This window comes from Microbacterium galbinum, from assembly GCF_023091225.1.
GTDB lineage: Bacteria > Actinomycetota > Actinomycetes > Actinomycetales > Microbacteriaceae > Microbacterium > Microbacterium galbinum.
In genome coordinates this window covers 893,738-908,220 of record NZ_JAHWXM010000001.1, presented here as the reverse complement: position 1 = coordinate 908,220, position 14,483 = coordinate 893,738, and the positions used below count along the sequence as shown (strand labels likewise).

13 protein-coding genes are annotated in these 14,483 nt (G+C 70.0%); 6 read left to right on the top strand and 7 right to left on the bottom strand.

The genetic code is table 11. The annotated features are described in order from the left end of the window. The first annotated feature begins 12 nt into the window (after nt 1-12). The gene (locus KZC52_RS04545; protein WP_247624704.1) at nt 13-1,005 is read left to right on the top strand and encodes a stage II sporulation protein M; all 993 of its coding nucleotides are present in this window, start codon (nt 13-15) and stop codon (nt 1,003-1,005) included. 9 nt (nt 1,006-1,014) lie between these two features. Here KZC52_RS04545 and KZC52_RS04540 read toward each other — a convergent pair whose 3' ends face one another. The 5 genes from KZC52_RS04540 to KZC52_RS04520 are packed head-to-tail and all read right to left on the bottom strand — an operon-like array spanning nt 1,015 to nt 6,590. Further along, on the bottom strand, nt 1,015-2,322 hold the full coding sequence (locus KZC52_RS04540) for a DUF58 domain-containing protein (protein WP_247622870.1): 1,308 nt from the start codon (nt 2,320-2,322) through the stop codon (nt 1,015-1,017). Beyond that, nucleotides 2,323-3,246: an AAA family ATPase gene (locus KZC52_RS04535; protein ID WP_247624703.1), complete on the bottom strand. Its 924-nt coding sequence runs from the start codon at nt 3,244-3,246 to the stop codon at nt 2,323-2,325. Between the two features lie 37 nt (nt 3,247-3,283). After that, nucleotides 3,284-4,522, bottom strand: coding sequence for a DUF4350 domain-containing protein (locus KZC52_RS04530; RefSeq protein WP_247622869.1), 1,239 nt, complete (start codon nt 4,520-4,522; stop codon nt 3,284-3,286). Continuing rightward, on the bottom strand, nt 4,519-5,160 hold the full coding sequence (locus tag KZC52_RS04525) for a DUF4129 domain-containing protein (RefSeq protein ID WP_247622868.1): 642 nt from the start codon (nt 5,158-5,160) through the stop codon (nt 4,519-4,521). The genes KZC52_RS04530 and KZC52_RS04525 overlap by 4 nt, the downstream gene beginning before the upstream one ends. Next, complete coding sequence (locus KZC52_RS04520) at nt 5,157-6,590, bottom strand: DUF7847 domain-containing protein (RefSeq protein ID WP_247622867.1); 1,434 nt, start codon at nt 6,588-6,590, stop codon at nt 5,157-5,159. Before KZC52_RS04520 ends, KZC52_RS04525 begins: the two co-directional genes overlap by 4 nt. 97 nt (nt 6,591-6,687) lie before the next feature. On the opposite strand from KZC52_RS04520, the gene mtrA reads away from it, so the two are divergent. The 5 genes from mtrA (at nt 6,688) to hpf (ending at nt 12,304) form a co-directional block, all read left to right on the top strand. Further along, entirely contained in the window at nt 6,688-7,368 is a 681-nt protein-coding gene (mtrA, locus tag KZC52_RS04515; RefSeq protein WP_247622866.1) for an MtrAB system response regulator MtrA, read from the top strand. A 7-nt stretch (nt 7,369-7,375) separates the two neighbouring features. After that, nucleotides 7,376-9,058 (top strand): MtrAB system histidine kinase MtrB, encoded by a 1,683-nt coding sequence (gene mtrB, locus KZC52_RS04510; RefSeq protein ID WP_247622865.1) that lies wholly within the window; start codon nt 7,376-7,378, stop codon nt 9,056-9,058. Nucleotides 9,059-9,069: 11 nt separating this feature from the next. Continuing rightward, on the top strand, nt 9,070-10,779 hold the full coding sequence (locus tag KZC52_RS04505; protein ID WP_247622864.1) for an LpqB family beta-propeller domain-containing protein: 1,710 nt from the start codon (nt 9,070-9,072) through the stop codon (nt 10,777-10,779). A 99-nt stretch (nt 10,780-10,878) separates the two neighbouring features. Further along, nucleotides 10,879-11,553: a ComF family protein gene (locus tag KZC52_RS04500; RefSeq protein WP_247622863.1), complete on the top strand. Its 675-nt coding sequence runs from the start codon at nt 10,879-10,881 to the stop codon at nt 11,551-11,553. A 94-nt stretch (nt 11,554-11,647) separates the two neighbouring features. Next, nucleotides 11,648-12,304 (top strand): ribosome hibernation-promoting factor, HPF/YfiA family, encoded by a 657-nt coding sequence (gene hpf, locus KZC52_RS04495; RefSeq protein ID WP_247622862.1) that lies wholly within the window; start codon nt 11,648-11,650, stop codon nt 12,302-12,304. A 60-nt stretch (nt 12,305-12,364) separates the two neighbouring features. Here hpf and KZC52_RS04490 read toward each other — a convergent pair whose 3' ends face one another. Beyond that, complete coding sequence (locus tag KZC52_RS04490) at nt 12,365-13,702, bottom strand: coiled-coil domain-containing protein (RefSeq protein ID WP_247622861.1); 1,338 nt, start codon at nt 13,700-13,702, stop codon at nt 12,365-12,367. Between the two features lie 77 nt (nt 13,703-13,779). Further along, nucleotides 13,780-14,388 (bottom strand): PadR family transcriptional regulator, encoded by a 609-nt coding sequence (locus tag KZC52_RS04485; protein WP_247624702.1) that lies wholly within the window; start codon nt 14,386-14,388, stop codon nt 13,780-13,782. Between the last annotated feature and the right edge of the window lie 95 nt (nt 14,389-14,483).

Sequence of the window (14,483 nt, the reverse complement as noted above, 5' to 3'; positions counted from 1 at the left end):
ACAGTAAATCAGGTGGATGCCGATGCGTTGACCGATGCACGCCGCGCCGAGTGGGCGCGGCTGGATGAGCTCAGCCGCGCCTCGCTGGACGGGGCGGCAGTCGACGAACTCATCGTGCGCTATCGCGCCGCGTCAGCGGATCTCGCCGAGCTCAAGACGTCGGTCGGCGACTCGCCGCAGGGTAACTACCTTTCGACGATCCTCGTTCGCGCTCGCATGCGACTCACGGGTGCTTCGGACAGCGTCCTGACGCAGGCTGCGCGATTCTTCGCTCGGCAGTTCCCCGCGGCGCTCTACCGTCTGCGGTGGCTCACATTGGCGATCGCCGTCGTGTTCCTCGCGATCGCGATCGGAACCGCCGCCTGGATCGCGAGTGACCCGGCGCTCGTGGCGACGCTCGGCCCACCCGCTGCTCTCGAGCAGTACGCAGACGAGAGCTTCACCGGCTACTACACAGAGAATCCCGCCGCGGTGTTCATGGGCATGGTGTGGTCGAACAACGCGTGGCTGGCAATGCTCTGCGTCATCTTCGGGGTGACCGGCATCTACCCCGTGTACATGATCGTCACGAACGCTATGGCGATCGGAAAAGCCGGCGCGATCATGGCCGCCTACGACAAGGCCGACATCATGGTGCTGTACGTCCTGCCGCACGGGATGCTGGAGATGACGTGCCTGTTCGTCGCGGCTGCCGGCGGGCTACGACTGTTTTGGTCGTGGGTGGCACCGGGGCACCGATCACGCTCGGAATCGCTCGCGCAGGAGGGCAGAGCTCTCGCAACGGTTTCGCTCGGCCTCGTTTTCGCGATGTTCCTCGCCGGCCTCGTCGAGGGCTTCGTGACCGGGTGGGCTCTGCCCTGGCCGCTCAAGATCGGCATCGGCGCGGCGGCGCTGGCCGTGTTCCTGATCTACATGCTCGTCGTCGGCGGACGCGCCTATCGCCGCGGCGAGACGGGTGATCTCGTCGAGTACGAGGCGGGCACCCCACGACTTCTCGCGGGGTGACCGGAGCGCTCAGAGCCGGCCTGCAGCCTTGAGCTCGAGATAGCGGTCGGCGATCCGCGGCGGGAGATCCTCGGGGTCAGCGGAGATCGCTTCGCCGCCCGCTCGGCGGATCGCGTCCGCCACGTTCTCGGCGTCGCGCAGAGTGCGCTCGGCGGCCGCGGCGAGGTAGACCTCCTCGCGCGAACCGCGCTGCTGCGCCAGCTCGACGATCGACTCGTCGGTGACGGAGCCCACGAGGATCGACGTCGCCCGCGAGGCATCCGGAAAAGCGCCGAGGAAGCCTCGCGCCGATTCCGCGGCGTCCTGCGCGGTGAGTACGACGATCAGCGAGGGGCGAGTCGTCAGCGTGCGCACGGCTGCGAACGCGCCGTGCCAGTCGGTGTCGACGAGGCGCGCGTGCACCGGGGCCATGGCGTCGGTCAGCGCGGGCAGGAGAGCATTGCCCTCGACACCGGTCACCCGTGCCCGGACGACACGGTCGTACATCAGCAGGTGCACGTGGTCGCCCGCGCGCGCCGCGAGAGCCGCGAGCAGGAGGGCGGCCTCGAGCGCGGCATCCGCTCGTGTTCCGTCGCCCACGCGGGCGGCCGCGGTGCGTCCGGTGTCGATGATGATGACGACGTGCCGATCGCGCTCCGGCCGCCAGGTGCGCAGCATGGTGGTCCCGGCGCGGGCAGTCGCCCGCCAGTCGATCGATCGCACGTCGTCGCCGCGCACGTACTCGCGCAGCGAGTCGAACTCGGTGCCCTGACCGCGCACCTGGATGCTCGTGTTGCCGTCGAGCTCGCGCAGCCGGGCGAGACGCGAGGGGAGGTGCTTGCGGGACGAGAAGGCGGGGAGCACTCGGATCGCTCCCCGCACGCGGTGGACGGCTTGCCGTCCGGCGAGACCGAGGGGGCCGCGCGAGCGGATCACGACGAACTCGCTCACCAGTTCGCCGCGGCGACGGGGGAGGAGCGGGATGTCGACCCGACGGCGCTCACCGCTCGGGATGTCGAGGGTCTGCCGTGCGGTTCCCGCGCCCGCCGTCGGTTGCCAGGCGTCGCGGAGAAGCGCGTGCAGTTCGCGGGACCCGTGATTGTGCACGGCGACGCTGACCGGCACCGCCTCGCCCAGCCGTGCACGAGCGGGCACGCGCCGGGTCACGGTCACCGACCGCGGACTCGCGCTGAAGACGACGTCGATGACGACCAGCACCACGCAGAGGCCCAGCCACGCGCCGAGCACCGCGTACGGCGGAAAACCCGCGAGCCCGGCGATGACCAGCGGCACGACGCCCGCAGCCACGGCGAGCGCGAGGCGACCCGTGACGAACACTTAGATCGGTACCCGGGTCTGCTGCACCACGGAGGTCAGCACGGCATCCGCCGAGACGCCCTCCATCTGCGCGTCCGGGCGCAACTGCAGACGGTGGCGCCAGACCGGTACGAGCATCGTCTGCACGTGATCGGGCGTGACCGCCGTCGAGCCGTTGAGCCAGGCCCAGGCCTTCGCCGCCGCGAGGAGGCCCGTCGAGGCGCGCGGGCTGGCCCCGAGCTCGACCGATGGGGACTGCCGCGTGGCGCGGGCGAGGTCGACGACGTAGGCGAGGACGTCGTCCGTCACCTCGACGCGTCCCGCGGCGGCCTGCGCTGCGCGGATCTCGTCGGCGGTGACGACGGCTTCGACGCCGGTGAGCTCGCGTGGCGAGAAGCCGGAGGCGTGCTTGCGCAGCACGGCCACCTCGGCGTCGCGCTCGGGCATCCCGACCACGAGCTTCATGAGGAAGCGGTCGAGTTGAGCCTCGGGAAGCGAGTACGTGCCCTCGTGCTCGATGGGGTTCTGGGTCGCCGCGACGAGGAACGGGTCGGGGAGGGCGCGGCTCGTGCCGTCGGCCGACACCTGGCGCTCCTCCATCGCCTCGAGGAGCGCCGCCTGCGTCTTCGGGGGCGTGCGGTTGATCTCGTCGGCCAGCAGGATGTTCGTGAACACCGGGCCGGCGCGGAAGTCGAACTCTCCCGTCCGCGCGTCGTACACGAGCGATCCGGTCACGTCGCCGGGCATGAGGTCGGGAGTGAACTGCACGCGCTTGGTGTCGAGGCCGAGGGCCCGGGCGAACGAGCGCACGACCAGGGTCTTCGCGACGCCCGGGACGCCCTCGAGCAGCACGTGTCCCCGGGCGAGCAGAGAGACCAGCAGGCCGGTCACCGTGCCGGCCTGTCCGACCACGGCCTTGTCGACCTCGCTGCGCACGCGGTGCATCGCCCCGCGCAGGGCCGTGTCATCGGCGGGATTGTACTCAGCGGTCACGGGTGTCCTCGGCTTCCGTCGTGGATGGAGTGTGTGCGGATGGTGCGTCCGTCGCGCGGGCGGTTCGATGCGTCTTCTCGACGGCCTCTTCGAGGTCGGCGAGGCGCCGAGCGAGCTCGACGAGTGCGGCGTCGTCGGTGGGCAGCGGGCCGGCGAGGAGCGCCTGGAGCGTGCCCCGGGGAATGCGCAGACGATCGGATGCCGCATCGGCGACCTCGTCGGATGTCGCGCGTGCCGTCAGCCCGAGTCGCCGGGCCAGGCGCCGCTGCGCGCCGTCGCGGATCGCGAGCGCTGCGTGCGGGGCATCCGCCGCCTTCGCCGTCAGACGTGCGCGACCGTGCATCGTCTCGGAAGCGCGGACCGTGACCGGCAGCGTCTCGGCGACCAGCGGACCGAACCGTCTGCCGCGCCACAGGGCGGCCGCAGCCCCGGACAGCATCAGCAGGATGATCGCCGGGGTGACCCACGGTGGCGTCAGAGTGCCCAGAGTGTCGGGAGACGTCGCCTCGAGGTCGGAATCGCCGAGCGAGGGGACGTACCAGACCACGCGATCGGTCTGGCCGAGCAGGGCGAGCGCGAGCGCGGCGTTGCCGTTCTCGGCTAGATAGGCGTTGCTGAACAAGCGGGAGCCGTCGACGATCGAGGTGCGTCGACCATCACTGTCGTCGATGAGCACGGCCGCGCCCTCTTCGTCGCCGAAGCACCACTCCACGCCGGAGTGAGGAGTCATCAGTCGATCGGGTTCGATCATGCCGACCTCGGCGAACTCCCCGGCGGTGCACTGCGCGTCGACCTCGGCGAGCGGCGCCGAGGAGTAGGCACCGAGATCGAGTTCGTCGAGCAGGTGAGCTCCCACCGAGAGGAAGACGACACGGTCGGCCGGCCCCATCAGCTCGGCGAGGCCATCATCGCTGAGTGTGTACGGATTGGTCATGACGAGCGTCGTGCTCTCGTCCAGAGCGTCACGCGCCTCGACGTGCGAGCGATACACGTCGACCTCGACCCCCTGGTCCCGCAGGATCTCGGCGAGCGCCAGCGCGCCCGCATCTCCACGGCCCTCGGGGTCGAGTGAACGGCGCTCGCTCGGGGCGGTCGCGGCGATCTGGAGCCCCACCCACGCCACGCCGACGACGAGCGCGGCGACGATCACCCAACCGATGATCGAGCGCAGGCGTCTCGTCGGTTCCGCGGTGGTGGGAGGGGTGATCCGCTCCTCGGTGACGGTCATGCGGTCACCACTGCCGGCCTGCGGGACCGCAGGCGCTCGTCGGTGGCGGCCAGGGCGGCGTAGGACTCGGGCGTCGCGGGGTGGCGCAGATAGCGGACGTCGTCGAACGCTGTCGCGGCGCTGCGCATCGGTGCCGACTCGTCGGGGAAGACCGCGCTGACCTCTCGGGCGATGGCCTGGGCGGTGGCGCCCGGGGCAGGGTCGATGATGTCGCGCTCGAGGAGGTCACGGGCGATCGCGCGGAACCTCAGGACGGTGGCGGCATCCCAGTCCTCGGCACGGGCGCTGCGTTCCGCCTCGGCGCGCAACTGGGCCGCCGAGCGGTCGTCATCGACACCGAGGAGGTCGGTGCGGGCCCGGGCGACGGAGCGGGAGCGTCGCGGGCGCCCCCAGACGATCAGAGCGACGATCAGCGCGGCACCGATCAGGATGCAGACGATGACGAGGGCGGAGGGACCGACGGCTGCGCCGTTGTCGGAGCTGAAGAGGTTGTCGATGAATCGGCCGATGTCCCGCGCGAGGTAGTCGAACCACGAGGGCTCGGCATCGGCGTAGCGCGGATTGCTCAACTCTTCTTCGGCCCAGCGGCGTGCGTCGTCGCCGTCCGGGACGAACAGGTCGTCGAACGGTCGGATCATGCCCGGGGGTCACCGTCGCCCGGAGCGGTCCACGGTGCCGCTGCGGGCGGTGCCGGTGCGGGCGGTGCCGCCGCGGGTGGTGTCGCGGGAGCGGGCGGTGCGCTGTACGCCGGGGGTGCGGGCGGTGCGGTGTACACGGGGGGAGTGGGCGGGGCGCCGTAGGCCTGCGGTGCGGGCGCGTACCCGTACTGCGGGGGCTGCGGCGGGGAGGAGGGCTGGCCCGGCGGCTGCTGCGCGTATCCGTACGGTCCGGGATACCCGGGCTGTTGCGGCGCACCCGTGGGTGCCGGGTAGGCGTACGACTGCGAGAGGAGGACGTAGTCGGGGACGGCCTTGGGCGGGGGTGCGCTCGAGACGGCCCGCGCCGGGTCGACCGCGTAGGGGTCCCCGAGCTGCTCCTCCGTCCACCCCATGTCGCTGCGCTCCACGTAGGAGACGAGAGTCTGGTCGAGCCCCTCGTACCGCATACGGGAGTCGAGGTAGATGAGAGCCGCGCTCGTGCTCTGCACGACCAGAGTGATCGCCTGGAGCACGAGGGTGAGGATCTGCGGTGCGAGGAGCAGGAGGATCATGCCGATGATCGCGCTGGGCTCGGGGTCGCCGGTGGGCACGAGCACCGTGCCGAACATCTGGGCGAACAGCTGCGCGGGCACGGCCACCACGTTCATCGCGATGCCCATGATGAAACTGATGAGGAAGCTCACACCGAAGGCGACCCAGAAACGGCCGCGGATCAGCCGCCACGAGCGCACGATCGCGTCCTTGAGCCGCGCGCGCTCGAACACCAGGATCGAGGGCACGAGCATCAGCTTGGTGCTGAGCCAGACGTAGAGGGGGATGCAGGCGAGGAAGAAGACGACCACGACCAGCACGATGAGGCCGACCGTCTCGGGGGAGGCTCCCATCCCGCCCGCGATGCCACCGGCGATGATCCCGAACAGGATGAGCGCGACCACGATGATGAGGCCGAATACGGCGACGACGACGAGCGCGGAGTATGCGACGAGACGCCAGAAGGCCGGAGTCATCCGGCGCCACAGCATTCGCAGCGTGGCCTTCTTGCCGATCGTGGCGTAGCTGACGTCGGCGGCGATCACGCCCTGCATGATCGCGGTGACGGCGACCGAAGCGAGACCGACCAGGATGCCGGCGATGATGTTGATCGCGATGGTTCCGGCAGCGATCGCCTCGAAGTCAGGGCTCGCGGTCGACACGGTCTCGAGTCGGGAGAAGGTCGTGAAGAGGACGAGCCCAATCGCGAGCGCCGCGAGGATGAGGACGGCGAGCTGGAGGATGACGGCGAAGCCGAACAGAACCTTGGGGTTGTGCCGCAGCGCGGCGAACGCCTTCCCGAGCAGCATTCCGAACGTCATCGGATGCAGGGGGATGATGCCCTTCTTCCGGGCAGGGGTCCAGGTCTGGGCGCTCACAGCACTTCCCTCCGTCGTGCGCCTCCATCGTGCCATATCCCCGGTGTTGGCGCGCAGACCTGGGGAACGTGAGACCGAGTGCCATAAGGTAACAGTTATGACCTCACGCATCCTTGTGGTCGATGACGACACCGCGCTCGCCGAGATGATCGGCATCGTGCTGCGCACCGAAGGATTCGAGCCCGTGTTCTGCGCCGACGGAGCACGTGCCGTCGAGGAGTGGCGCGCACAGCGCCCGGACCTCGTCCTCCTCGATCTGATGCTCCCCGGCATGGATGGGATCGAGATCTGCACGCGCATCCGCGCCGAGTCCGGTGTGCCCGTCATCATGCTCACGGCTCGCACGGACACCGCTGACGTCGTTCGGGGTCTCGAGGTGGGCGCAGACGACTACATGGTCAAGCCGTTCAACCCGAAGGAATTGGTCGCCCGCATCCGCACGCGGCTCCGTCCCGTGCCGCAGACGACCAGCGAGCAGCTCCGCGTCGGCGATCTGACCGTCGACGTCGATGCGCACGAGGTGCGCCGCGGCACGGACCCGATCGCCCTCACCCCTCTCGAGTTCCAGCTGCTCGTCGCTCTCGCCTCCAAGCCGCAGCAGGTGTTCTCCCGCGAGATGCTGCTCGAGCAGGTCTGGGGCTACCACTACAAGGCCGACACGCGTCTCGTGAACGTGCACGTGCAGCGACTGCGCGCGAAGGTCGAACTCGATCCCGACAACCCGCGGATCGTGATGACGGTCCGCGGAGTCGGCTATCGCGCCGGGAGCGCTGTCTGACACGCCCATGGCCGTGACGACAGCCACCACCACGGCGGTCGCCGTCCTGCGCGATTGGCGCGGCTGGCCGACGGTTCTGGGATCCCTGTGGCGCAGATCGCTGCGGTTCCGCACCCTTGCGGTGACCCTGCTCGCGACCTCCCTCGCGATCCTCATCACCTGCGTCACCATGGCGCTCGTGATCCAGAACGACCTCTTCGTCTCGCGCAAGAACCAAGCGCTCGAAGACGCCCGACGCGCGGTCGACGTCGCCCAGAGCACGCTCGACGTCGCCGAGGTCGGAGACGACCCGGCAGCCCTCGCCGACCTGTGGAACACGATCCAGGCCGGATTCGCGCAGAACTCGAACGCCGATCAGCTCACCGGCATCCGGATCGACGCCGATGCGAACGGCGTCCGCCTCAACGGCTTCACGGCCGGACTCAGCGCGAGCCTGCTCAGCGACGGCCTCCGCGCACGCGTCGTGGAATTCGACGACCGCCAGGCCTGGCAGTCGGTCGCCCTCCCCGTCGAAGGCGGGGGAGAGGTGCCGGGCATCATCGTCGGGCAGCAGGTCGTCGTACCCGAGGCGGGCCCCTTCGAGATCTATTTCGCATACGACCTCTCGGATGCCGATCAGACCCTCGTGTTCGTGCAGCGGACGCTCTGGATCGCGGGGATCGGTCTGGTCGCGATCGTCGCGGCCATCTCGTGGATCGTCCTGCGCACGGTCTCGACGCCGATCATCCAGGCGGCGGAGACGAGTGCGCGACTCGCCTCGGGCGATCTGGCCGTGCGCCTGGAAGTGCACGGTGAGGACGAACTCGCGACGCTGGGCCGCTCGTTCAATGCCATGGCCGACAGCATCGAGGCGCAGATCAAGGAGCTCGGGGAGCTGTCGATGGTGCAGCAGCGGTTCGTGTCCGACGTCTCGCACGAGCTTCGCACGCCGCTAACGACGATCCGTCTCGCCGCCGACATGCTCAACGACCAGCGTGCGGACTTCGACCCGGTCACGGCGCGGGCGGCCGAGCTCATGCACGCCCAGGTGCAGCGCTTCGAGACATTGCTGTCGGACCTCCTCGAGATCAGCCGATACGACGCAGGGTCGGTGCAGCTCGAGCTGGAGGCGACGAGTCTCGCGCACGTCGCCGAGGACGTCATCGAGCAGATGCGTCCTCTCGCCGACGGTCACGGCACGGAGCTGCGGCTCGTCGCTCCGGGGGGATATTCCCCGGTCGACATGGATCCGCGTCGGGTGCGCCGCGTGCTCCGCAACCTCATCGGCAACGCGATCGAACACGGCGAGGGGCGTCCTATCGTCGTCACCGTCGACAGCAACCAGCACGCGGTCGCCGCCGGGGTGCGCGACTTCGGGTTGGGGATGGACCCGACCGATGCCGAACGCGTGTTCGACCGGTTCTGGCGCGCCGATCCGTCGCGTCAGCGCACCATCGGGGGCACCGGACTCGGGCTGTCGATCGCGCTCGGCGATGCCACGCTCCACGGGGGCACCCTGTCGGTGTGGTCGGAGCTCGGCGCCGGCACCAACTTCGTGCTCACCCTTCCTCGCCACGGCACGACGCTCGACGGGCCGAGCCCTGTTTCCGTCGAACCCCAGGACTCCCTCGCCGAACTCGGCGATGCCACGCAGCCTCTCTCGCTCACGGACGTGCGACGCGAGATGCTCGACGGGGGTGAGGCCCCGTGAGTACTGCACGGATGAGGAACCTCCTGCGGGGCATCGCGCTCGCCGCAGCGAGCCTGGTGCTGCTCACCGCGTGCACCGGTCTGCCGACTTCCGGTGACGTGAACGTGGGCCTGGAGCTGGGCGAGTCGCCCGACGACGCGGACTTCCTCCCTCTCGCCTCGGGCCCCGCGCCGGGCGCGGGCCCCCGGGAGATCGTCGAGGGCTTCATGGAGGCGGCGATCACACCGGCCGAGAACTGGGAGATCGCCCGCCGGTTCCTCACTCCCGACATGCAGCGGTCCTGGCGCCCCAGCACGGGTGTGGCCGTCGACGCCTCCGCCACGGACCGGGCCGTATCCTCCTCGGTGCTCGACGAGGACGTCGACGACGCGGATGCCGCAGACGTGCAGGTGCAGCTCGACCAGGTGGCGAGCGTCGACTCCTCCGGGGAGTACTCCTCGGCGGCGGGGCCGGCGAACCTCGCGTTCGCCCTGGAGCGCACCGATGCGGGGGAGTGGCGCATCTCGCAGGCGCCCGATGGCATCGTCATCGATGAAGAGCGCTTCTCGACGGTGTTCGAGGGGTATCCCCTCCAGTACTTCGACCGCACCTGGTCGCGACTCGTGCCGGATGTGCGCTGGTTCCCGCGTCGCACGAGCATCGCGACGACCGTGGTGCAGGCTCTGATCAGCGGGTCGCCGAGTTCGTGGCTCGAGCCCGCCGTGCAGACGGCCTTCCCCGCCGATGTGCAGCTCGCGCAGGATGCCGTGCCGATCAACGCCAATCAGGTGGCGGAGGTCGCCCTGACCCGCCCGGCCGCGGCTCTCGAGACGCAGACGCTCGCCCGGATGCGCACGCAACTGCAGGAGACCCTGCGCGCATCGGGGGTGCACGTGTCGCAGGTGCGGTTCACGGTCGACGGTCGCACGCTCGACGCGGGGGTCGTGAACGTCGTCGTGCCCCCGCAGGAATCCGGGCCGCTCGTGCTCACCGACAGCGCATTCGGCACCATCGTGGGAGACGAGGTCTCCCCGATCGACGGACTCAGCGACGAGATCCTGAGCATCCCGGAGCCGATCGCCGCGATCGACGTCGCGGCGGACGACGGGATGGCGGCGGTCCAGCTCGTCGATGGACGCGCGTATCTGGTCGGCGACGGCCGACTCGATGAACCCGATGTGCGGGGCGGTCTCATCGCTCCGTCGCTCGATCCGTACGGCTACACCTGGACGGTGCCGACGGCGAGTCCCACCGACGTGCTCGTCTGGGGCAGCGACCGGATGTCGCATCCCGTGGCGAACGCGTGGCCCGACGCCTCGGCCGTGCTGCAGATGCGGGTATCGGCGGACGGCTCGAGGATCGCCGCGGTGATCGAGGTGGGCAGTCAGCGCTGGGTCGTCGTCGCCGCGGTCGTGCGTGATGAGAGCGGTCTTCCGACCGAGCTGGGACCGATGAAGCAGCAGACCCGTGTCGACGGCGACGTGCAGGGACTGGTCTGGGTCGGCGACTACCGCCTGGCGGTGCTGGCGGACTCGCCGAGTCCCGACCTGCTCACCCAGGTGGTCGGCGGGACCGCGACGGTCGAATCCGCCCCGACAGGCGCGACCGCGCTCTCCGGCGCCAGGACCGTATCGGGCGTGCGGGTGCTGTCGACAGACGGCGCCCTCCTCGCGCACGCAGGATCGGCGTGGCGAGAGGTCGCGACCGGCGTACGCGTGCTGGCCACGCGCGCGGGGCAGTGACGCCCCTCTCTTCCTGCACCGGCGTGGGACAGCCCTGTCCTGTTCCGAAACGTGGGCGTCCGGGAGGACGATCCGCCGTAGGCGCGTGAAGATCGACGGATGCCTGCGATCTCGAACCTCGCATCCCTCGGGGATGAACTGCTCGCCTTCCTCCTCGCCGCATCGTGTGCGGGCTGCAGTGCAGGGAGGACGGTGCTCTGCGCAGGGTGCCGTGCCGAGCTGCGCCCCGCGCCCCGGACGGTGCGCACCCCGGGCGGACTCGAGGTGCGGGCGGCTCTGGATTTCACGGGTGTCGCCGCACGGTGCATCCGGCGGCTGAAAGGCGAGGGCGAGACTCTGCTCGCGGCCCCGCTCGGCGCCGCGCTCGCCGGGGTGCTGGCGCCGCTGGTGGCGGACGTGCGTCATGTCGTGCCGGTGCCCACGTCGGGGTCGGCCTTCCGGAGACGGGGCTATCGGGTGCCGGAGCTGCTGCTGCGCAGAGCCGGTGCTGCTCCGGCCTCGTTGCTGCGGGCAGTCGCACGTCGGGCGGATCAGCGCGGCCTCGATGCCCGGGCGCGAGCCGCGAACGTCCGGCGCAGCATGACCGCCCGTCGGCGTGGCGGCGGTGCTCCCGTGCTGGTGGTGGACGATGTCGTGACCACCGGGGCGACGCTCGACGAGGCCGCGCGAGCGCTCACCGAGGCCGGCTATAAGGTCGTCGGTGCCGTCGCGCTCGCCGCCACGCCGCGTCACGGGAGACTCATCGGAGACTCTTCCACGACACGGAGGAAGTGACCCGTGACATCCGCTCCCAAGCGGACTAGCGTGGGGGGTCACAAGGCGACCACGGTCCGCCCTTGGCCGGGAGGACCGGGACAAGGAGGCAGCAATGGAAACGAGCATCGTTGGCGTCGGAGTGGGTATCACCGATCGCTTCCGAACCGTTGTCGAAGAGAAGATCGCCAGGATCCAGACATTCGCGGCTCGCGCGCAACGACTGGATGTGAAGGTCACCCACCGGGTCTACCGCAACGGTCAGGTGCCGGAGGAGACCGTTGAGCTCACGCTGGTGAGCAAGGGCCCGGTCGTCCGTGCCGAGGCGACCGACGGCGACAAGTTCGTCGCACTCGACCTCGCGGTCGACAAGATGGCCGAGCAGTTGCGCCGTGCCAAGGAGAAGCGAGTCGACGGGCGGCAGCACCCTCGCGGCGCGCACTTCGAGAAGGGCAGCGGCGCCCTCGAGGGGATCGATGTCGAGCCGGCATCCGTCGACGTCCTGCGGGCCGTGGCCACCGGCAACATCCCGGTGCAGAACGACGAGGAGGAGACCTACTCGCCCGTCGTCATCCGCACGAAGAACTTCGATGCCGAGTGGATGACGGTCGAAGAGGCCGTCGACCGGATGGAACTGGTCGGACACGACTTCTTCCTGTTCGTCGACGCTCGTACCGATCACCCGAGCGTGGTCTACCGCCGCAAGGGCTGGGACTACGGTGTCATCGCGTTGAGCGCGCAGGCCCCGCCCGCTGAGGCTCTCGCCTCCTGATAGCACGGAAGCGGCCCGGCCCCGAGAGGGGACCGGGCCGCTTTTCTCGTATGCCGAGCGTCAGTCGAAGATGCCGTCGAGGAGACTGCCGATGACGAGGCCGCCGAGGATGCCGGAGGCGATGTCGCCGCCCCCTCCGCGTCGGCCGCCGCCGCCCCAACCGCCGCCGCCCCATCCGCCGTCGCCGCCCCAGCCCTGATCCTGCGGGCGGGAGGAGTCGATATCGCGCTGAGCGAGCTGGAGCGCCTCGGACGCGAGGTGCGCCACGCGTCGCGCGACGAGGAGCGCCTGCTCGCGCGTTTCTTCGGCGGGCAGGAGGTCGTTCAGATCCACCCGCAGCCGCTCGGATTCGGCAAGGCGCGTGCGGGCGTCGGCGCCGATCCACCCGCGGTGGCCGGAGATGAGGCCGCGGGCGACTCCGAGCTGGCGGTCGGCGTCATCGATGGCGTGCTGCACCTGGGCGACAGAGGGGAGCGGGTTGGCGGCACGGTGCTCGGCGGTCGCGATCGCCTCGTCGAGGCCGGTGTTCGCGTCGCGCAGGCGAGAGAGTTCGGCGAACGGATCGTTCGGAGTTCCCGAGGGGGTGAGAGCGCTCAGCGCTTCCTGGAGGGCGGAGACGGCGGCGGCGACCGCGGGAACCTGCGGTGCGTTGCGCGCGGCGATCAGGTCACCGCGTGAGTCGGCGATGACCTCGGCCAGAGTGGACTCCGCGCGCAGCGCTTCGATCTCGAAATCCTCGACGGCGTCGAGCAGGGTGGCGGCGCGTCGGGTCGCCTCGGTGGCGGTCTCGAGCGCGAGATTCGCCTCCTCGTTCTGCTTGGCGGCGCGGCGACGCTCCGAGACCGATGCCCCGTGCACAGCGAAGGCGATGAGCTGCTCGGCCTCGCGCGCGCTCGCGGTGATCTGCGTCATCGCCGAGGGGGCGTAGCGGGAGGAAAGACGCTCGATCGTGGCGGTCGTCGCCGGGATGCGCGCGCTGAGAGTCTCGGCATCCGCCCGCACCTTGGCGATCACCTCGGGCGCCCGCCGCACCTTCGCGACCGACTCGGCGAGGACGGTGGTCTTCTCGTCGAGGAGATCCTGCGCCCAGTCGCACAGTTGGATGATGCGCGCGTTGCGCGTGCGCAACTCCTCCGGGGTGTCGGGGATCTCGTCGTGGTTGAGCTGGTGCAACTGGAACGCTTCGCGCAGGTGGGTGCGGACGGCGGTGAGCGCCTTCTTCAGATCTCCGGTCAGCGACTCCCCGAGCTCGGCTTCGGCGAATGCCAGCTCGTCGGATGTCGATCGGATCCGTTCATCGGCGGAGACGAGTGCCTGCTCCGCCCGGCGTGCGAGATCTGCGTCCTGGACCGCGAGGGCTTCCTGTTCGCGTTTGCGTCTGCCCCAGATACCTGCCATGACCCGATCCTACTTTCCACGGACGAGCGGATGCCTGTGCATCCGCTCCAGGCGAACGCGGGTTTCGCGGCAATGCCTCAGATCGGCACCGCGTCGCCGGTGCTCTTCGACGGGCGACCGCGCTTGGGGCGCTCCTGCGTGAGGCCGAGGGAGAGGGCGTGCCGGGGGTGTGCCGCGAGCCGCTCCTCGAGATGGGTGAGCCAGCGATCCTCCGCCTCCGCCGCGAAGATCAGGGAGTCCGTGACGAGAGAACGGGCGAGCTGCTCGGCGTCGTCCGCATCCCCGATGGTCGTCGCCTCCGCGCGCAGGCGGACCAGGTGCCCCCGCGTCTCGGCGCGCTGCGCCCGGATGGCCGCACGCGCGTCGACGCCGGGCAGCGTGGCCGCCACGGCCAGCTTGATCGCGACCTCGTCGCGGACGGCGGTCGTGCGGACGACGGGGGAGGAGAGCCATCGGGCGACCTCGGCCGATCCGTCGGCGGTGATCTGCCAGTAGATGTGCCCCTGGGCATCCGCATCGAGTCTCGTGACGAGCCCGTCCCGCTCGAGCCGTTCGAGCGTGTTGTAGATCTGACCGACGTTGAGCGGCCAGCGCGCCCCCGTGCGTCGATCGAACTCGTGCCGCAGCTGGTAGCCGTAGCACGGCCCCTGGTCGAGGATCGCGAGCAGACTCTGCCGAACGGACATCGTCACCTCCTGAAGTGTTTTCCCAGCATATGCATACCTGGAAAACCGTGGGAGCGCGGCCATGCAGGCGACGTGGAGGTCACGGCCCGGTAACA

Coding starts and splice junctions, on each gene's coding strand:
- KZC52_RS04535 (WP_247624703.1), bottom strand. CDS start 3,246: ATGCACCGCGTGCGCAGCGAGGTCGACAAGGCCGTGGTCGGACAGGCC.
- KZC52_RS04530 (WP_247622869.1), bottom strand. CDS start 4,522: ATGACCGTCACCGAGGAGCGGATCACCCCTCCCACCACCGCGGAACCG.
- KZC52_RS04525 (WP_247622868.1), bottom strand. CDS start 5,160: ATGATCCGACCGTTCGACGACCTGTTCGTCCCGGACGGCGACGACGCA.
- mtrA (WP_247622866.1), top strand. CDS start 6,688: ATGACCTCACGCATCCTTGTGGTCGATGACGACACCGCGCTCGCCGAG.
- mtrB (WP_247622865.1), top strand. CDS start 7,376: ATGGCCGTGACGACAGCCACCACCACGGCGGTCGCCGTCCTGCGCGAT.
- KZC52_RS04505 (WP_247622864.1), top strand. CDS start 9,070: ATGAGGAACCTCCTGCGGGGCATCGCGCTCGCCGCAGCGAGCCTGGTG.
- KZC52_RS04500 (WP_247622863.1), top strand. CDS start 10,879: ATGCCTGCGATCTCGAACCTCGCATCCCTCGGGGATGAACTGCTCGCC.
- hpf (WP_247622862.1), top strand. CDS start 11,648: ATGGAAACGAGCATCGTTGGCGTCGGAGTGGGTATCACCGATCGCTTC.
- KZC52_RS04490 (WP_247622861.1), bottom strand. CDS start 13,702: ATGGCAGGTATCTGGGGCAGACGCAAACGCGAACAGGAAGCCCTCGCG.
- KZC52_RS04485 (WP_247624702.1), bottom strand. CDS start 14,388: ATGTCCGTTCGGCAGAGTCTGCTCGCGATCCTCGACCAGGGGCCGTGC.